This is a genomic window from Larkinella harenae (genome assembly GCF_054780515.1).
Map to the genome: position 1 here is coordinate 130,833 of NZ_BAAGWE010000004.1, position 18,021 is coordinate 148,853.

An 18,021-nucleotide genomic window follows, 5' to 3' on the forward strand; every position below is an offset into this window, starting at 1 on the left:
TCTTCTTTTTTACGCTTCCCTAAAAAGCGATGAGACACAACGAGCCGCCCCGCTGGGCCCAACGGTTTCTGGAAATGTTCTGTGATTCTTACTTGCTGGAGGAGATTCAGGGGGATTTGCACGAGCGTTACGGGCGGGATGTGGCCCGGGCCGGGGTCGCAGCCGCCAACCGGCGATACCTGCTGAATGTAGTAAGGTTTATCAAACCGTTTGCGTTGAAAAGGCCGTTGGCGGTTCGACGCTTCGACAACTATTCAAATCCTTCTTTTCTGCATCCTGTCATGATTCGTAATTATCTCAAAACTTCATTGCGCAATCTGATCAAAAACAAGGTCAGCGCGTTGATCAATCTCTTTGGGCTGAGTCTGGGTGTAATCGCCTGTCTGGTGATCTACCTCATTACCCATTATGAGTTGAGTTATGACACATTTCACCCCGACCGGGAGCGGATTTACCGCCTGGTTGGTACCGAGAAGTTCAACCCCCGCGCAGATGCCGAACCGGCGGGTTTTGTTCCGAATGCGCTTCCGGCAGCGATCCGTCAGGAGGTGGCCGGGCTGGGAACGGTGGCGGCTTTTCACAATATCGAGTCGGAAGTGCTGATTCCAAACGGAACGGAAAAGCCAAAGAAGTTTGAAAGCCGGAGACACGGCGTCGATAACGCCGAAATCATCGTGGCTGACCCGCAGTATTTCGATATTTTCGAGTACCAATGGCTGGCGGGAAACCCGAAAACCGCTTTGCAGGAACCATTTCAACTCGTGTTGTCGGAACAGAAGGCCCGAAAATATTTTGGTGATCTGCCGCTTGAGCAAATGCTGGGCAGACAGGTCATTTACTGGGATTCGGTTCGGGTCAACGTGGCCGGAATTGTAAAAGACTGGAGCAAGCCGACGGATTTTACGTTTACGGACTTTATTTCGATGGCAACTGTCCGTACAAGTCACTTGAAGCGTGGCATCAATCTGGATCAATGGAACGATATCTGGTCATCATCGCAGGCTTTTGTCAAGTTACCGGAAGGAACCCGACCGGAACAGTTCGACGGCGCTTTCCGGCAGTTTAGCCAAAAACATTTTCAAAAAGAATTCAACTATTGGCCGGGGCTGCAACCGTTGTTGGACCTGCATTTCAATGCGGATTTTGGCGACAATTATTCCCGAAAAGCCCACCTGCCGACTTTGTACGGGATGATGGGCGTGGCGGTTTTTATCCTGCTGATTGCAGCCATCAATTTCATCAATTTATCGACCGCCCAGTCGGTGCAGCGGGCTAAGGAAGTGGGCGTTCGGAAGGTGCTGGGGAGCAGCCGAAAAAGCCTGGTTGTGCAGTTTTTGAGCGAAACCGTCCTGCTGACGATGTTAGCGGTTGTTGTCGCTTTGATGCTGGTCAACCCGATTCTTTCCGCCTTTCAATCCGTAACTCCCAAGGGGTTGACGTTCGATTTGTTTAGCTTGCCAACGTTGCTTTTCTTGGGCATTGTGACCATCACCACGGCTCTTCTGGCCGGGATTTATCCTTCGCTGGTGCTTTCGGCGTATTTGCCAGTGCTAACGCTCAAGGGCCAAAGTGTTCTGGTTGGCGGGCAACGAGGTTATTTGCGCAAAGGGTTGATTGTCTTTCAGTTTACGGTTTCGCTGATTTTCATCATCGGAACGCTGATTGTGGAACGGCAGCTCAGTTACATTCGGAATAAGGACCTGGGTTTTTCAACCAGTGCCATTATTGAGATCAAGTCGGGACGGGCGGGCAAAACCGAGGTGCTGGCCGAACGAATCAAGTCTCTTTCTGGGGTAGAGCGGGTGTCGAAGCAGTGGTTTCCGCCCATGGGCATGAGTTACATGCTGACCAAAATGAAGTATTACGGCAAGAAGGAAATTGAACTTGACGTATCGGCGAAAGTAGGCGACGAAAATTTTATTCCGCTGTATGGCATTCGGTTGCTGGCTGGCCGGAATTTCCAGAAAAGTGATTCGCTGCGGGAGCTGGTCATCAATGCGACTTTTGCCAAACGGCTCGGTTTTCGCAAACCGGCGGATGCCTTGCACCAGTTTCTGGATTTCGACGGGAAAAAATATCCGATTGTTGGGGTGGTAGACGATTTTCACGAACAGTCGTTTCATGCGCGAATCGATCCGACCTTTATCGGAAATCTGCCCCAGGCCCGCAATCTCGGTGTGAAGTTGGCCGGTAAATCGGTCGATGAGGTGACTGCGACACTGGCTCAGCTGGAAGAACAATGGAAAACCGTGCATCCCGATAAAAAATTTGAATTCGAGTTTCTGGACGAACGGATTGCCAGTTTGTACGAGAAAGAGCAGAAAACCAGCCGGTTGGTCAACACGGCTACCGCTGTTGCCATTCTAATTTCCTGCATGGGCCTGTTCGGATTAGCGACCTTTACGGCCGAACAACGTACGAAAGAAATCGGCATCCGAAAAGTGCTGGGAGCATCGGTGGCCGGTATTGTGGCCTTGTTGTCTAAAGATTTTCTGAAACTGGTTTTTATTGCCCTCTTGCTGGCCGCGCCCGTTGCCTGGTGGGTCATGACCGAGTGGCTGAAAGACTTCGCCTATAAAGTTGCCATCGAATGGTGGGTGTTCGCCGTGGCGGGTTTGCTGGCCGTTGTGATTGCTTTGTTAACGATTAGTTTCCAGAGTATTCGGGCGGCCCTGGTGAATCCGGTGAAGTCACTGCGATCGGAGTAAAGCTGTCCTGATCGGGCTGCCGACGCGGCTGGGATTATGCAAACTAAACGATTAAATGTGATGAAAAAGATTGCGCTGGGTATCTTAGTTAATCCCGCTACAGCTGACCGTTTTAATCTGCGTAATCCGAGTTCAAGACGCGACAAATTCGTACTTTTGCGGCTCAGATCATTTTTTAATCCCAGTTCAAGTGATTATTCCAGTAGCTCACCGGGCCGGACAAACGCAGGAATATTATTTTTCGGTTAAGCTGACCGAAGTACGTAAACTGCTAGCCGCCGGGCACGATGTGATTAACATGGGCATCGGGAATCCCGATATGATGCCGTCAGCCAATACCCTCCAGGCGTTAAGCCAATCGGCTGGGCAAGCCAATGCCCACGGTTATCAAAACTATAAAGGCACGCCCGATCTGCGAAAGGCCATTGCTCGCTATTACGCGCATACCTACCAGGTTTCGCTCGATCCGGAAACAGAAATTCTGCCTTTGTTGGGGTCCAAAGAAGGCATTACGCACATTTCGCTGACGTTTCTGAACGAGGGAGATGAGGTGCTTGTGCCCGAACTGGGTTATCCGGCGTATCGGGCCGTGAGCAAGATGGTAGGTGCTGCTGTAAAAGAATATCCGTTGCTCGAATACCAGGGCTGGCAACCGGACTGGCAGGCGATGGAAGGAATGGTTTCCGACCGAACAAAAATCATCTGGCTCAATTACCCGCACATGCCAACGGGGGCACCAGCCACACGAGACCTGTTTGAAAAAGCCGTCCGGTTTGCAAACGATCACCGCATTCTGCTGTGTCACGACAATCCGTACAGCCTGATCCTGAATAAAAAACCACCCATTAGCCTGCTTTCTATCGACGGCGCGCGGGAGGTGGCAATTGAGTTGAACTCGATGAGCAAGTCGCACAACATGGCGGGCTGGCGGGTTGGCTGGATGGCCTCGTCAAAACCGTACATTGATGCCGTTTTGTCCATCAAGAGCAACGTTGATTCGGGGATGTTCAAGCCCGTTATGGACGCGGCTGCCGAAGCACTGAGCAATTCGGACGAATGGCATCAGGAGCGTAATGCGGTTTATGCAGGGCGTCTGGAAGCTGCTACGGCATTTCTGGATACCCTGGATTGTACCTACTCCGACGATCAGGAAGGAATGTTTTTCTGGGCCAAATTGCCGGATGAGATCGAATCAGCGGAACAACTGGTTGATGAGTTGCTCTACAAAAAGCATATTTTCATTGCTCCCGGTTTTATTTTCGGTCCCAAAGGAAGTCGCTACATCCGCTTGTCGCTTTGCATGCCGAAAGAACGCATCTGGGAAGCCGTACACCGAATTTCAAAATAACCTCTGACTCCCTTTGGTGTTCTCTGATCAACTCTAATTTACAACCATTACACAGAGTTAATCAGGGAGGATCAGAGGTGATCAGGGATGAAAAATATGACCATTACAATAGTAGGAGTTGGTTTATTGGGCGGGTCGTTTGCCCTGGCGGTCCGGGAGAAATATCCGAAGGCAAAATTCATTGGGGTTGATGCGGCACAGGTGCACGGGCAACTGGCCCTGGCCAAAGGCATCGTTGACGAAATGAAACCGCTGGACGAAGCCGTGGCCGTCAGTACGCTGGTGGTGCTGGCAACGCCGGTGAACACTATCCTGGATTTATTGCCGCAGATTTTGGATCATTTACCGGAAGAAGCTACGGTAACGGATTTAGGCTCTACCAAAGGATTGATTTGCCAACTGGCCGACGTGCACCCGAAACGGTCGCAATTTGTGGCGGTTCACCCGATGGCAGGCACGGAAAACTCCGGGCCGGGTGCGGCTTTCCGGGAGTTGCTGCCCGGTAAAAACCTCATCATCTGCGACCGGGAAAAAAGCAAGTACGACAGCCTGAAACTGGTCGAAGCGCTGTTCAGCGATATCGGGATGAAGCTCTTCTACATGAATCCGCAGGAACACGATCTACACCTGGCCTACGTGTCGCACCTGAGCCACATTAGTTCATTTGCGCTGGGCCTGACGGTTTTGGAAAAAGAAAAGGACGAACAGGCTATTTTCGACATGGCCAGTACGGGTTTTAGCTCAACGGTTCGCTTGGCGAAGAGCTCCCCGCAGATGTGGGCGCCCATTTTCGACCAGAACCGCGCCAATGTTTCGCAGGCCCTGGGGGATTACATCGAATTTCTGAAGCAGTTTAAAGTCCTGATCGACGAGCAAAATCTGAAAGACTCCTCGGAGTTTATGACCCGCGCCAACCAGATCCGGCGGGTTTTGGAAGGTATCGACCGGAAATGACCTGTCCGACCGAATCAACGTTGGGTGGCCTTGCCGATCCGGTTGGAGCTGCTCTATGATTTCGTCTTTTTTCGTTCGCCCTCGAAAATCTGCCGGGCTTTCTCGATGCTGAGGTTCTGGATGAAGTAGGCCGTTGCGGCTTTACCAATGCCCAACGTGGCGGAACTGGCAATGCCGGCCGAAATGACGCTACCGCCCCCCGGAAACAGAAACTTGATGGACGCCCGGGCCACTTCCCGCAGCACGAGTCCGGCGCTGATGGTAGCTCCGATAGCTGTCAAAAACTCCTTCGCCGTTTCCGGACTTAGCTGCCGCCCGGCTACGTAGGCAATCGCACTGATCAGGGCAATTTGCAAGGCCGTGATCGGAACAATATCGCCAAACGGGATGGGTACGGCGGCAATGCCTCCGCAAATGGCCGCAACTATTTGCGTCAGTCGGTTGGCAATGGATTCCTGCAACGTTTGAATCTGGCTCAACCGGGCAAAGGCCAGTTTTCCTTCTTTCGGTAACTCGTTGAAAATGTAATCCAGCAGTGTGTCAATGCGCCAGCGTTCGTCGGAACGGAGCACGTCATTTTTCCAGGATTGGTAGGATGAAACGCCTAAAACCGTAATCAACGACTCGCTCAGGTACGAATCGGCTTCAAACTTGGCACGCAGGTGATTTTCAATTATGGCCACGCGTTCCAGCTTTTCCTGCACCTCGTCTGGGTCTTCGGCTTCCGGTTTGTGCAATCGAACGTTCTTGGGTTCGAGGGTGTCACAATGGGTTGCCACTACCATCACGGGTGGCCGGTAATTGTGGATTTTTTCAACGGTTTGGCTGATGGTTTTCAGTGCGTCGAGGTCGTTATCAATTCCGGCGTCGGCTTCCGTGGCTTTAATCAGAAACAGAATAATATCCGGCGCTTTTTCCCGTAAAGCCGCCAGAATCGATTCGATGGGCGAAGCTGCGGCATCCGCTTTGTCGGGGCGCGACCCTTCCTGCAACCCGCGCGTATCCAGGATGTCGATGGAGCCTAGTTCGCCCGAATAGGGCCACCAAGTTGCTTCGCCGGTTTGTGCTTTTTCGTGGCCGACTTCGGCGATTTTCTGCCCAAAAATGGCGTTGATCAGTGATGATTTTCCGCTACCTCGCCGACCGACCAACGCAAAACGGGGAGCGCGGGTGTCGACCAGCAGTTGACGAAACTCGCGCATTTGCTGGCGTACTTCTTTGGCCACGCTTTCGGGCACACGTTCCAGCAACGATTCCAGTTTCTGAAGGACTTCGCTGATCTGGGATTGCAGGGGTTGACTCATGGTAAATGCGGTTCTTGTCGTCAAGTATAGGGAAATAACGCCCGAAATGTTTTCGGAAATTCCACCATTGGTTAAATTTAGTTGCTGATCTGCTGTAGGGTGAGATTAGGAACCATCCCAATTCCAACGATTCGAGTATACAATGGGTCTACCTCGTTGGCAACCAAACCCCTTTCTACGATGAAAAACCGACTACTTCTCTTCCTTTCTGTCTTTTGCTGGCTGGCCTGCCAAAACGAAGCGTCTGAATTTGGCATTGAACCCGGTGGCAATACCTACAACGATGAAGCCGCTCCGCTCCGAAAAGTTTTCTGCTTTTCGAAGGATTGCACCGAGCTCATGAATAGTGAGCAGTACACTTACAACAAAGACGGCAAGCTCATTCGGATTGATTACCTGAATCGGGTACCAGGTGGAAAGCTGGAAACCCTGTCGTACGTAGAGCAGATTTACAACAAACACGGCAATCTGGTTGGCCGAATCCGTTACGGGAAATACGGCACTGATGGGAAATGGACCGCTTATGACGAGTCAGAATATGACTATGAAAACGGAGTTCTGAAAGCCGAACGAACGTACTATAATCAGCGAAATCCAGATCAGCGCGTCTTGTCCGGTTCTGTAGAATATGAATTTAAGGCGGGCAAAAAGGTGGGGCAGAAGTGGCTTGATCGGGATGGAAAACCCAATCACCGGGTCACCTATGAGTATAAAGGTGATGTACTGACCCGGGAAACATGGTATTCAAACACGGATCAGGTGATGCGGGTTTTTACGCATTCCTTCGCCGGTAGTCGTCGGCAGATTAGTGAACGGATGCCCAATCGGGATGAATTGATTGCCCTGATTGAGAAAACGTACGATAAAAAAGGCCGACTCTTAACCGAGGAAACGAAGGTGAATAATCCGTTGCTGTGTGCCATGGTGCCAGGCATCGTTCGGTATGAATACTGATCATCCGGTTTGTCCGAGCGTTGGGAAAGCAGTCCATTGAGACTGCTTTTTTATTTATTTCAGCCGCGACTACCCATTCAGGGTGTGGCGGGTCGGACCCGTTGGTGCTTTTTCTGAATCCAAAACGTTGACGCTCAGGAACAGCTAAAGCGGTATAAAAACCGTTGGTTGAATGAAAATTATCCCTGAAAAGTGAAAAAAAAGCCCAAAGGTTGTACATTGTGAAGGTACAACAACCCTTCAACGACTATGACCCATGCACACAATTCAGATCAACTGCTGGACATTACACTCCGGGAGCTGAATACCGATCCGGCTCATTTTCAGCCGATGGCGAACAGCTTTATCGACCAATGGGTTCGTGCCCTTGGGTCGGGACACGTGGTGTTAGACAATATTGCTGATGAACTCGAGCAGCTTAAAGCGGCTTTGGCTACGGGCAAACAGCTGCAAATTGCTGAGTCGTTGCATTCGTTGGCCAAACTGACCCGCAAAAGCCTTGAGGGAGCCGAGGAGGATGTTAAAACGAAACTGGACGAACTCGCCAACACGCTGGATGCGGTGTCGACAGGGCTGGGTAGAAAAGGGAAATAAACCGCACTAAACGACAAACAGGAATGGCATACTTGCCATTCCTGTTTGTGAATATCAAACCGATTACTCGGTCACGTCGCGCAGTGTAACAATCTGATCGCGGGTTTGGCGAAGCTCGTCAAGCTGGCTGCTGAGCGTCTGCCGAATGTAAGAAGGGATTTGTTCTTCTTCCAGAACTTCCTCGTATTCTTCAACGGCTGCATTTTCTCCGAACACACAGGATTCCAGGACGGTGTTGCGGTCTTTGCCCGTGAAAGCGGACTTAATGTCAATCCAGGCCCGGTGAATTTTGCTGCCGGTGCTGGTTTCTTCGATGCCCGGTACTTCACCGCCAATGCGGACGATGTCGTCGGCCAGCTGGCTCCGGAACTTCCGACTTTGTGAGGTCAGGTTCTTAAACAGAGAAGCTAGTTCAGCATCTTCAATATCTTCAGCGGCTTTTTCAAAACCGTTGATACGGTCATTGTTAATTTTGACCAGGTCGTTGAGCGAATCAACAATTTCGTCGTTTGTCATGATTGGATTGGGGTTGATACGTACAACCTAACTTTCGTTGCTGACCGAATGTTTACGAAAAATCGTCCGTTTTGGTAAAAAAATGAAAGCTATTTCAGGCACTGAGATGAGCCTTTCGATGCGACTCAAACGGAAATAAAACCCGCCCCGCCGATTGCGGAAAAGGGAGCACTTATTTGTGGAGAAAACCGTTTAATCCGAATCGCCGGTCTGGCCGGGCTCGATAGACACCCTGACCAGATCGATCCGGGCTTCGTTCATCGACAGGATCGTAAACGTAAAAGGCGACAGTTCTATTACATCATTAACATTCGGAATCTGGCCATTGATGGAAAGAATCAGCCCGCCCAGCGTATCATAATCACCTTCCGGAATATTCCAGCCGTATTTCTCGTTGAGGTTTTCAATCTCATGGCGGGCACTTAGGAGCCAGGTGTTTTCATCGAGTTGACGCTCATCCCAGTCTTCGTTGGTATCGTACTCATCCTGAATCTCGCCAAAAATCTGCTCAACCAGATCTTCCACGCTGACTAGTCCTGAAGTGCCGCCAAACTCGTCCACCACCAGGGCCAGGCTTTTGCGTTCGGCCAGAAATTTTTCGAGTAGCAGCCGGGCGGGCATGCTGTCGGGCACAACACGAATCGGTGTCAGGATGCTTTCGATGGTTTGCGGTTTTTGAAACAGCGACAACGCGTGACAATATCCGATCACATCGTCGAGGTTATCGCGGTAAACGACGATTTTCGAGTGGCCGCTTTCCTGAAAACAGCGTTTTAATTCCTCAATGCTATCTTCCACGTCGATGGCCGTAATATCGGTGCGGGGAATCATACAGTCGCGCACAGAAACATTGCGGAAGTCAATGGCATTGTTCAGAATTTCGGTGTCAATATCAATCTCCTCTTTGTCGCCGTTGTGATCGGTTTGTTTTTGCTGGTTAAACTGCTGGAGGTAGTGGTTTAAATCAATCAGTCCAAAAACCGGTCGGATTTCGGAGTATTTGCTGCCCGGAATAATTTTGACGATTCCCTTGGTCAGCCAGACCATCAGCCGAACCACGGGCGCGATGGCTTTGTAAATCACCCAGATCGGGATCGCCAGCCGCTCCATAAAGGCATCGGGGTGAATCAGGGCCAGGCTTTTAGGAACATAATCGGCAAACGGCATGAAGAGAATCGTCAGGATAAACGTCTCGATGACGATCAGAATGACCGGGTGCGTAAACAATTCGGGCAGGTAGCTAGCCAGAAACGGATTCAGAACCGTTACGCCCAGAACGCCATACAGAACCAGGAACAGGGTGTTGCCCGTTAGGGTTGTACCCACAAACAGAATGGGCTGCTTAAGAAAGGCCGAAACCAGCTTTTCGCCCAGCGGTCCCTGCTTGCTGTGCAATTCGAAATAGAGTCGGTTGACGGATTGGTAGGCCATCTCGACGGCCGAAAAAAAACCGGCCAGGACCAGGGCAATCAGCGCCCCGAGTAAAATGCTGTATGATTCCATACACGGTATATCTGAACTCGTATTCCACCGATTTAAAAGATAACCAAGATCTTTACCATCCTGTTACTCCTTTAATCGGTGGAATACGAGCCGCTTCGGCGATCCGATCAATACTTTTTTTTCTTCCGTTTGCCTGCTTTCACCGGAACGGACGGTTTTTGGCCCGCTGGGTTGATGCGTTGACCACGAACATACAGAAAAGCGAGCAGAAACGCCAGACACAGCATAAGTAACCAGTAGTGCTCACGAAAAGTACCGGTTCGCCGGAATTCCAGCACCCAAAGAATGAGACACCCCAAAGAAAGCGAACCCAGAACGGTTTCCTTTACCTTCATACGCGGTTAACGGAGGTTTTACGCACGGGTTGCGACGGTTTCTTTTGATCCCGTGTTTTGACAAACTCCCGGTAGCGACGAACGGAGGCCATGGAAAATCCGATTACCAGCACAAAGGTACCAATCCAGAGCAGGTTGATGAGCGGCATTTCCTTGGCTTTCATCACAACATAATCGCGCTGGGTTGTGTTGGCCGAGAAGGTAAATAAACCGGTGCGCGGATCAATTTCGTCCAGCTGTAGCCGTAGCCCCAGCTCTTCGTTGGTCTCGGGTTTGCGGCCCACCATCCGATCTTTAATGATAAATGCCGGTTTCAACACGTATTCGCGTTCTTTGTCGAGGACCCGGATGACGGCTTTTACAGCGGCATCATTTGGCCCCAACGGCGTACCTTCCACTTCGCGGGTTTGTTCAATGTTATCAAAAACCGCCACGTAATCATTGACAAAGAAGGTGTCTCTCGGCGCAATCCGGTACGTTTCAGCCTTGCTCCAGGTTCCTTCGCTGTTGGGATCGGGCACGGTAGCAACGTAGGTGTAAAGGTCTTTATCGGGCATCCGGCGAATATCGGGCGACGGAAGAAAACCACCCGCACCCATTTGATCGTTAATCTGGCCCCGGGGAAATAGCGTAAATATTTTGCCGCCGGGCTCGCGGTACTCAACTTCGTAGTACGTGTTTTCGGGATGTAGCGCTACCGTATCGCCTTTTTTGTGGTAAAGTTTGCCATTTTGCTCAATATCGCGCATGGCAATACCGTGGTAACTGAACTCGGGAGATGCGCCAATGAGCGGTTCAACCCAGTCGCGGGGCACATAGCCCGGTACATCACGAATCTCGATTCGCTGGCCACGGTAGGTCAGCAGGTAACCGCTCATTTTCTGCGGCTGGTTGAGCCACAGGATGACGTTTTCCTTGTTTTCTTTATTGTCGTTTTTCGTGAAGTCTTCACTTTTTGAAATCAGCAGGCCGGTGGTATTGAGGGACACAATTTTAGAATAGCCCGACGAAAACAAAACGCCAATCAACATCAGCGCGGCACCAATGTGCGTAACCGCCCCGCCCGACAGACGGTAATTTCCGCGAACCACACCCCATAAAATAGTGCTGTTGGCAACAATTGCGAAGATTGAGGTCGTCAGCAACGCCATAAACGCCGGTTTCGTAATGTTGCTATAGGCAATGATACCCCCACTGATGATAAGCGAAATGATTGCAGGTGTGATGAGCGCGTTTAAATTGGCTTTGGCGGTTTTTCGCCACCAGACAAACTGACCAATGCCCGTCAGGACGGCAATCACGGAGAAAAACCAGACCTGAAATTTGTTGTAATGCGCTACCTGATCGGCGGGCATCGCAATGTTGGGGCTAAAGCCGAGCGCTTCACCAATTTTATTGTAAACTGGAAACGAAGTAGTGTTTAGTATTTGAAAACCAGCAAGGCAGAGCACGATGGCGCCGATAAACAGCCAGAACTCTCGGGAATAAATTGTACTCTCTTCTTCATCTTTTTCCACCAGTTTCCATTTCACTGCAATCAGCGCAACCGCCATCACCACAAAAACCAGCATGTAAATCAGCAACTGCCCCGATAGTCCTAAATCCGTGAACGAGTGAACCGAGGCATTGCCGAGAATACCGCTGCGCGTGAGGAAGGTTGAATAAAGGATTAGCAGAAAACAGGAAACGGAGAGGATAATAGCCGTTTTTAGACCCGTTGAGCTTTTCTTTGCTATCAGCATAGCGTGGATAGCCGCTATCAGTACCAGCCAGGGAACCAGCACTGAGTTTTCGACCGGATCCCAGTTCCAATATCCACCAAAGTTTAGCGTTTCGTAAGCCCAGTAGCCGCCCATCAAAATACCAACACCCAGTACCATCGCCGAAAACAGCGCCCAGGGCAGGGCGGGGCGTATCCATTCTTTGGGTTCGTTTTTCCACAAACCGGCAATGCAAAAGGCAAACGGGATCAATGTGGTGGCGTAGCCCAAAAACAGGGTCGGAGGGTGAATCACCATCCAGTAGTTCTGCAGCAATGGGTTCATTCCCCTGCCATCTTCCGGAACGTAATTAGGATTGGTGGTAAAGATAGGGGTATCCGGAAGGGCATCCCGCAGCAGCAGGAAAGGTGAACTACCAATTTTGAAGGTTCCACCGAAAACAATACCCAGAATCATGGACGCCAGGAACGCCTGAACCAGCGCAAAAACCGTCATCATGGGAGCTTCCCACTGGCGGGAACCCAGGCTACGTGGCCGGTCATCGCGATTCGTATAAATCAACACTGCGCCCAGAATGGCGTTCCAGAACAGCCATAGCAGGAAGCTTCCTTCCTGTCCGTGCCAGAAGCTGGAAATGATGTACTCCGCCGGCAAGGCCCGCGACGAGTAACTCCAGGCATAATGGTACTCGTAGTAGTGATTGAAAATAATATAGAACAGACTGGCAACTATGCCGAGAATGGCAAAACCGTGCACAAAAAAAGCACCCCGGGCCAGCCAGCGCCACTGCGTAATTTCCCGTTGGTTCTGGAGAAGTTCGTTACCCGCCAGCGAAATCCGGAGGTAGGCAACCGTCGACACCAAAGCCGTAACAAAAGAAAGGATGACAAAGAGGTGACCGATATCACCAGCGGTCGTATGAATCATGTTTGAATGGCTAAAGGATTTGCTACCGGGCTTCGATAGAAAACCGGCTTAGATGGATGCTTTTTTTGCTTCGTACTCTTTGGTTTCCAGCTTGTTCTCCTGGTATTTTGAAGGACATTTCAACAGAATTTTGTCGGCGCGGAAATGATCACCGTTCATGGTGCCAATCACAACCACCTGCTCCGAACGGTCAAAATCCTGCGGTTTAGGGGCACCGTAGACGACTTTCTGGACCCGGTTTTCGTTATCGACCAGACTAAATTCGAAGTGATTGGGGTCGACCTGAGGCTGATACATCATGTTTGTAATTTGCCCCTGGGCGTCTTTGGTCAGTTTTCCGACCACGTGCACACCGTCTTTTTCACCATTTTCGGCCATTTCAGCCGCCTGCGTGAAGGAAACATAAGAACTGGCATCCCCGGCGGTAGAAATAATAATGCCGATGGCCAGTGCAATAACAATAATTCCCAGAATATGAGTTGTTTTCATGTCGATAGTGAGTAGAATATACCTGAGAAAGATGGGGAGTTCTGGAAAAAAAGCGAATGACAAAGATCAAGATAACGGCTTATTTTCCTCCTTTTCTTTCCGTAACCGGCTTATTTTAAAACCTCTTTTTCCAGTTTGCTGATTTTGGTGTCGAGACGAATGAGGTACAGGATAACCCCAGCAAAAGTGACTAAAAAAACCGCCACAACGACCCAGATTTTTCCATCGGCCCGAAGGCGGTCGGCCATCTCAATGTCCTGAGCCTGGCTGCTAAACGAGAGCAACAACAAAAAGCAGAGGATAAGGAATCTATGTATCATACGAGTGAGTAGTGTAAAATGGTAACAAGTTTAATCGGGTAATCATTCCGCAGTGGAGTGCGCTTTTGGCAAGGCGTCGTTGACGTTGTCCAGCCGATCACGTAACCGGCGCAGGCGAATCCGCAACTGCGTCATCCAGACGCCCAGCAGCGTCATGCCAATAACGGCAGGATACAGCACCATCCGCATTCCGTTGTCCATATCATATTGCCCAAACGCCGGGTTGCCACCGTTGCCGGGATGCAGCGAATCGGTCAGGCGGGGCAAGATGAAAATAAGCGGGATAAAAACGGCAAAGGCAAAAATGTTATAAATCGCTGAAATCCGGGCCCGGCGCAGTTCGTCGTCGAAGGAATTGCGAAGAATCAGGTACGCAAAATACATGAGCATTCCCACGGCCACACCGTTTAGCTTGGGGTCGTTCGGCCAGGGATCGCCCCAGGTAACGGAGGCCCAGAGCGAGCCCGTTGCGCAACCCAAAATACCGTACAGAATGGCGCAATTGGCAAATTCGACGGAAATATGATCGTCGTCCGGGCGGCCTTTTCGCAGGTAGCGAATCGCAAAAACCGTAGACGTCAGCATCAGAATAATCATCGAAAACCAAAGTGGAACGTGAAAATAAACGTTCCGAATGCTTTCATTCAGAATGGGTTGGCGGGGAACGGTTCCCATCAAACCGACCCAGATAACGTACGTCATGATTACGACGGACAACGCTTTCCACCAATTTTTTTTCATAGTCTTTTTAACTTCTCCACAGATAGGGAAATAACATCACCGATAACACCAGCACAATGGCATCAATCGCCAGCAAAGTACCGATTTCGTCCATGCTCACGCTACGGTCTAAGCCATCAAGTGCATTTTTTGATACCCGAATCAGCATCAGCAGCATTGGAAGGATCACCGGAAAACTCAGGACCGCCATGAGCGTCGCGCTGTTTTCGGCCTTGGAGGCAATGCCCGCAACCAGCGTAAGCGAAGCGGCAAAACCAACGGCCCCTAGCAGCAGATTCGTGACAAACAGGAGCATATCCATATCTTGCCCCGGTACGCCCATGACCAGGGTATAGATGCCAAAACCCAGCCCCGCCAGCACTAGCATCAGGATGGTGTTGTACAGAATTTTTGACAGAATAATCTTCTGGGGGCTAATCAGCGTATAATAATACAATAGCCGACCGGAACGCTCCTGAACGAAACTTTTTGCAATAGCATTTATAGCGGTAAACAGGAGAATGATCCAGAAGAGCGCGTTCCAGACCATGGGTGTCAGTTGGTTACGGCGTAAGCTGAAACTTAGAAAACAGACAAAAACCGTACTGACAATGTACAACAGCATTCCGTTCAGGGCGTAGCGTTGGCGCCATTCCAGCCGAAACTCCTTGCCTATTAGTACACTGATTTGTTGCATCGCGCTAGTGGGATAATCCTGAAAATTTCTCTGAGTAATGAAGGCAATCGTTACCTAAGACATTCCAGATTTTACAAAATTACAACACAAACCGCAGTTCCGCTTGCTAAGAATACGGTTTTTTCGAGTTGACGGCTCCACATAGAGAAGATCCGGGAAATTTTGCCTGCCTTTGAATTCAAACTATTTTCACCGTTTAGAATAAACGATTAGAAAACCGCTATTTTTTACGTTATCCTTGTAAAAACGGATCGCTACTGGTTAATTTGTAATAGTTCTAAATAGTACAGGTATGGTGAATCGGACGATAAATCCACGAAGTGTGGCTGATTTGAAAATGGGCGAAACGGCCGTTATTCAGTCGTTTAGCGACCCGTGGATGTCACTTAAACTGCTGGAAATGGGTTGTTTGCCCGGTACAGAAGTATCGTTGCATTGTAAAGCTCCGCTGGGCGATCCAATCTGCCTGAACGTTTCAGGCTATTGTTTGTCGTTGCGGAAATCCGAAGCCGCTACTATTTTGGTTGAATCTCATTAATGTTTGGCCGGGTCGATTGATTACCCTGGCTCTTTTCCCGTTGAATCATTGAAATTGAAACCTATAATCGCCCTTATTGGAAATCCGAATTCCGGAAAATCATCCTTGTTTAATGAGCTGACCGGCCTTCGTCAAAAAGTGGGGAATTTTCCCGGAGTTACGGTTGATAAAAAGTCCGGTACGGCTTTTTTGAACGAAAGCACCGAAATAGTAGTGGTCGATTTGCCCGGTGTGTATAGCATTTACCCTAAATCGGCCGATGAGCAGGTGGTGACGGATATTTTGGCAAACCCAAGCCACCCGGATTATCCGGATGCCGCCGTTGTTGTTGTGGATGCCTCAAACCTGAGTCGTAATCTATTGCTCTTCAGTCAGGTGCAGGATTTGGGGGTGCCGGTCATCCTGGCGCTGAATATGCTGGACATTGCGCAGCAGCAGCAGATCGAAGTCAATGCGGTTCGCCTGTCGATGCAGCTGCAAGTGCCGGTCGTCAAAATCAATGCCCGGGTAGGAGAGGGGATGGATCTCCTGAAAAAAGCCATTGAACAACAAATAGCCGCGCCAGCCAGGGCAGACAAGCTCTTTTTTGATCCGGAACAACTGACAACGACCGTCAATACTGACGTGAAAGGATTGATTGCGGACGTGCGAAAGGAATATAAGTTAGCGAATAACTACTTGGCTCTTCAATACGTTATCCAGCACGACGGTTTTTCGTTTCTTGGCGAACCGCAGCGCGTGGGGCTGGACCGGCTGATTGAAAAGCATCGCTTTAACGAACTGGACTTCCAGGCGAGTGAAACCATTGGGCGCTATCAGCGCATCGGAACCGTCGTAAAAGAGGTAGTGACTAATAAACGGCCGCTTGGCCAGTCGACCTGGAGCCAGCGCATCGACCGGATTTTGCTGCACCCGGTTTGGGGCTATGCCACCTTTCTGCTGATTTTGCTGCTGATTTTCCAGGCGATTTTTGCCTGGGCGCAACCGTTCATGGACGGTATCGACGAAGGCGTAGCCTGGCTGAACGGAACGTTGAAAGAACGATTGCCCGAAGGCCCGCTGACCGACCTGTTGACTGATGGCATTATTGCCGGTGTAGGCGGTGTGGTGGTGTTTATTCCGCAGATTGCCTTCTTGTTTCTGCTGGTTTCTATCCTCGAAGAATCCGGCTATATGTCGCGGGTTATGGTATTGATGGACCGGGTCATGCGGCAATTCGGGTTGAACGGGCGGAGTGTTGTTCCATTGATCTCGGGGGTAGCCTGCGCAGTTCCGGCCCTGATGGCAACCCGCAGCATTGGTTCTTGGCGCGAACGTTTGATTACGATTCTGGTGACTCCCTTGATGAGTTGTTCGGCCCGGTTGCCCATTTACACCATCCTGATTGCTCTGGTCGTGCCCGAAAAAACCGTGCTGGGTTTCCTGAATTTGCAGGGGCTGGTTCTGATGGGCCTGTATCTGCTGGGGTTGGTAGCCGCTCTGGTGGCCGCTTATGTGTTCAAAAAGATTGTCCGCTCGCGCGAGCGGAGTCTGTTCGTAATGGAGCTGCCTACCTATAAATGGCCGCGCTGGAACCACGTTGGAATTACGGTTTGGGACAGCGTGAAATCGTTTGTCTGGCAGGCTGGGCGGGTTATTATGGCCATTTCAATTGTGCTGTGGGTACTGGCTTCCTACGGTCCGGGCGATAGTATGGAGCAGGCTGAAAATCAGGTTCGTCAGGAAATGGCCAATCAGCCGTCTGAAGAAATCGAAAACCGGGTTTCATCCGAAAAGCTGGAAGCATCCTACGCCGGGCGGTTTGGGAAAATTCTGGAACCAGCCATCAAACCGTTGGGATACGACTGGAAAATTGGTATTGCGCTTATTAGCTCATTTGCTGCCCGCGAAGTGTTTGTGGGCACGATTGCCACGATTTACAGCATTGGGAGTGCCGACGGCGAAAACGATAGTACAATTCGGGAAAAACTGGCCTCAGAGGTAAACCCGGAAACGGGCGGCCCGATGTACACACCAGCGGTTGCGTACTCGCTCCTGATTTTTTACGTTTTTGCGATGATGTGCATGAGCACCATTGCCACGGTTTACCGCGAAACCAAAGGCTGGAAATGGCCAATGATTCAACTTGCCTATATGAGTGTGCTGGCTTACGGTTCGGCGTTTTTGGTCTATCAGCTAATGAAATAAAAAAGAAACAGGTTTCATAACGAGAAACAGGACTGTGAGTTCTGAGTCTCTCTATGAAACCTGCTATTTTCTTAAAATGGGTGCGCTACCAGAGTAATCCTTTTGATATAATTGGATAGATGAAGTGAAAAAGAATGTAAGCAAAAATCATAACCGTTAGCACACCCAGTAAAGAAATCTGATCGATCTCAAAACGAACCCGGCGA

16 protein-coding genes are annotated in these 18,021 nt (G+C 50.2%); 7 read left to right on the forward strand and 9 right to left on the reverse strand.

Going from position 1 to position 18,021, the window contains the following annotated elements; genetic code table 11:
- The first annotated feature begins 29 nt into the window (after positions 1–29).
- The 3 genes from ACYVH9_RS20575 to ACYVH9_RS20585 all read left to right on the forward strand — a co-directional run bounded on the left by ACYVH9_RS20575 (position 30) and on the right by ACYVH9_RS20585 (position 5,010).
- A complete protein-coding gene (locus tag ACYVH9_RS20575; RefSeq protein WP_460638277.1) occupies positions 30–2,708 on the forward strand; it encodes an ABC transporter permease in 2,679 nt (892 codons plus the stop codon).
- Positions 2,709–2,898: 190 nt separating this feature from the next.
- Positions 2,899–4,056, forward strand: coding sequence for a pyridoxal phosphate-dependent aminotransferase (locus ACYVH9_RS20580; RefSeq protein ID WP_460638278.1), 1,158 nt, complete (start codon positions 2,899–2,901; stop codon positions 4,054–4,056).
- Between the two features lie 96 nt (positions 4,057–4,152).
- On the forward strand, positions 4,153–5,010 hold the full coding sequence (locus tag ACYVH9_RS20585) for a prephenate dehydrogenase (RefSeq protein ID WP_460638279.1): 858 nt from the start codon (positions 4,153–4,155) through the stop codon (positions 5,008–5,010).
- Between the two features lie 53 nt (positions 5,011–5,063).
- Here ACYVH9_RS20585 and ACYVH9_RS20590 read toward each other — a convergent pair whose 3' ends face one another.
- Positions 5,064–6,314, reverse strand: a complete 1,251-nt coding sequence (locus ACYVH9_RS20590; RefSeq protein WP_460638280.1) for a GTPase family protein — start codon at positions 6,312–6,314, stop codon at positions 5,064–5,066.
- A 180-nt stretch (positions 6,315–6,494) separates the two neighbouring features.
- Here ACYVH9_RS20590 and ACYVH9_RS20595 point away from each other — a divergent pair, with 180 nt between their 5' ends.
- Both ACYVH9_RS20595 and ACYVH9_RS20600 read left to right on the forward strand, forming a co-directional pair.
- Positions 6,495–7,268, forward strand: coding sequence for a hypothetical protein (locus ACYVH9_RS20595; protein ID WP_460638281.1), 774 nt, complete (start codon positions 6,495–6,497; stop codon positions 7,266–7,268).
- A 249-nt stretch (positions 7,269–7,517) separates the two neighbouring features.
- Entirely contained in the window at positions 7,518–7,862 is a 345-nt protein-coding gene (locus ACYVH9_RS20600; protein ID WP_460638282.1) for a hypothetical protein, read from the forward strand.
- Positions 7,863–7,925: 63 nt separating this feature from the next.
- Here ACYVH9_RS20600 and ACYVH9_RS20605 read toward each other — a convergent pair whose 3' ends face one another.
- The 8 genes from ACYVH9_RS20605 to ACYVH9_RS20640 all read right to left on the reverse strand — a co-directional run bounded on the left by ACYVH9_RS20605 (position 7,926) and on the right by ACYVH9_RS20640 (position 15,090).
- The gene (locus tag ACYVH9_RS20605) at positions 7,926–8,378 is read right to left on the reverse strand and encodes a ferritin-like domain-containing protein (protein WP_460638283.1); all 453 of its coding nucleotides are present in this window, start codon (positions 8,376–8,378) and stop codon (positions 7,926–7,928) included.
- A gap of 192 nt (positions 8,379–8,570) precedes the next feature.
- Positions 8,571–9,881: a hemolysin family protein gene (locus ACYVH9_RS20610; protein WP_460638284.1), complete on the reverse strand. Its 1,311-nt coding sequence runs from the start codon at positions 9,879–9,881 to the stop codon at positions 8,571–8,573.
- A 107-nt stretch (positions 9,882–9,988) separates the two neighbouring features.
- Positions 9,989–10,216, reverse strand: a complete 228-nt coding sequence (locus tag ACYVH9_RS20615; RefSeq protein WP_460638285.1) for a hypothetical protein — start codon at positions 10,214–10,216, stop codon at positions 9,989–9,991.
- Positions 10,213–12,864, reverse strand: a complete 2,652-nt coding sequence (gene ccsA / locus ACYVH9_RS20620) for a cytochrome c biogenesis protein CcsA (RefSeq protein ID WP_460638286.1) — start codon at positions 12,862–12,864, stop codon at positions 10,213–10,215. The genes ACYVH9_RS20615 and ccsA (ACYVH9_RS20620) overlap by 4 nt, the downstream gene beginning before the upstream one ends.
- A 48-nt stretch (positions 12,865–12,912) precedes the next feature.
- Positions 12,913–13,353, reverse strand: coding sequence for a cytochrome c maturation protein CcmE domain-containing protein (locus tag ACYVH9_RS20625; RefSeq protein WP_460638287.1), 441 nt, complete (start codon positions 13,351–13,353; stop codon positions 12,913–12,915).
- Between the two features lie 110 nt (positions 13,354–13,463).
- The gene (locus ACYVH9_RS20630; protein WP_460638288.1) at positions 13,464–13,673 is read right to left on the reverse strand and encodes a CcmD family protein; all 210 of its coding nucleotides are present in this window, start codon (positions 13,671–13,673) and stop codon (positions 13,464–13,466) included.
- Positions 13,674–13,715: 42 nt separating this feature from the next.
- Positions 13,716–14,414, reverse strand: coding sequence for a cytochrome c biogenesis protein CcsA (gene ccsA / locus ACYVH9_RS20635; protein WP_460638289.1), 699 nt, complete (start codon positions 14,412–14,414; stop codon positions 13,716–13,718).
- 7 nt (positions 14,415–14,421) lie between these two features.
- Positions 14,422–15,090, reverse strand: a complete 669-nt coding sequence (locus tag ACYVH9_RS20640; RefSeq protein WP_460638290.1) for a heme exporter protein CcmB — start codon at positions 15,088–15,090, stop codon at positions 14,422–14,424.
- A gap of 307 nt (positions 15,091–15,397) precedes the next feature.
- Between ACYVH9_RS20640 and ACYVH9_RS20645 the strand changes: the two genes are divergently transcribed.
- Entirely contained in the window at positions 15,398–15,628 is a 231-nt protein-coding gene (locus ACYVH9_RS20645; RefSeq protein WP_460638533.1) for a FeoA family protein, read from the forward strand.
- A gap of 48 nt (positions 15,629–15,676) precedes the next feature.
- The gene (feoB, locus tag ACYVH9_RS20650; protein WP_460638291.1) at positions 15,677–17,815 is read left to right on the forward strand and encodes a ferrous iron transport protein B; all 2,139 of its coding nucleotides are present in this window, start codon (positions 15,677–15,679) and stop codon (positions 17,813–17,815) included.
- The last annotated feature ends 206 nt before the right edge of the window (positions 17,816–18,021 follow it).

Excerpts from the sequence above, each read along its gene's own strand:
- ACYVH9_RS20575 (WP_460638277.1), top strand. The coding sequence starts at position 30 with ATGAGACACAACGAGCCGCCCCGCTGGGCCCAACGGTTTCTGGAAATG.
- ACYVH9_RS20585 (WP_460638279.1), top strand. The coding sequence starts at position 4,153 with ATGACCATTACAATAGTAGGAGTTGGTTTATTGGGCGGGTCGTTTGCC.
- ACYVH9_RS20590 (WP_460638280.1), bottom strand. The coding sequence starts at position 6,314 with ATGAGTCAACCCCTGCAATCCCAGATCAGCGAAGTCCTTCAGAAACTG.
- ACYVH9_RS20595 (WP_460638281.1), top strand. The coding sequence starts at position 6,495 with ATGAAAAACCGACTACTTCTCTTCCTTTCTGTCTTTTGCTGGCTGGCC.
- ACYVH9_RS20600 (WP_460638282.1), top strand. The coding sequence starts at position 7,518 with ATGACCCATGCACACAATTCAGATCAACTGCTGGACATTACACTCCGG.
- ACYVH9_RS20605 (WP_460638283.1), bottom strand. The coding sequence starts at position 8,378 with ATGACAAACGACGAAATTGTTGATTCGCTCAACGACCTGGTCAAAATT.
- ACYVH9_RS20610 (WP_460638284.1), bottom strand. The coding sequence starts at position 9,881 with ATGGAATCATACAGCATTTTACTCGGGGCGCTGATTGCCCTGGTCCTG.
- ACYVH9_RS20615 (WP_460638285.1), bottom strand. The coding sequence starts at position 10,216 with ATGAAGGTAAAGGAAACCGTTCTGGGTTCGCTTTCTTTGGGGTGTCTC.
- ccsA (WP_460638286.1), bottom strand. The coding sequence starts at position 12,864 with ATGATTCATACGACCGCTGGTGATATCGGTCACCTCTTTGTCATCCTT.
- ACYVH9_RS20625 (WP_460638287.1), bottom strand. The coding sequence starts at position 13,353 with ATGAAAACAACTCATATTCTGGGAATTATTGTTATTGCACTGGCCATC.
- ACYVH9_RS20630 (WP_460638288.1), bottom strand. The coding sequence starts at position 13,673 with ATGATACATAGATTCCTTATCCTCTGCTTTTTGTTGTTGCTCTCGTTT.
- ccsA (WP_460638289.1), bottom strand. The coding sequence starts at position 14,414 with ATGAAAAAAAATTGGTGGAAAGCGTTGTCCGTCGTAATCATGACGTAC.
- ACYVH9_RS20640 (WP_460638290.1), bottom strand. The coding sequence starts at position 15,090 with ATGCAACAAATCAGTGTACTAATAGGCAAGGAGTTTCGGCTGGAATGG.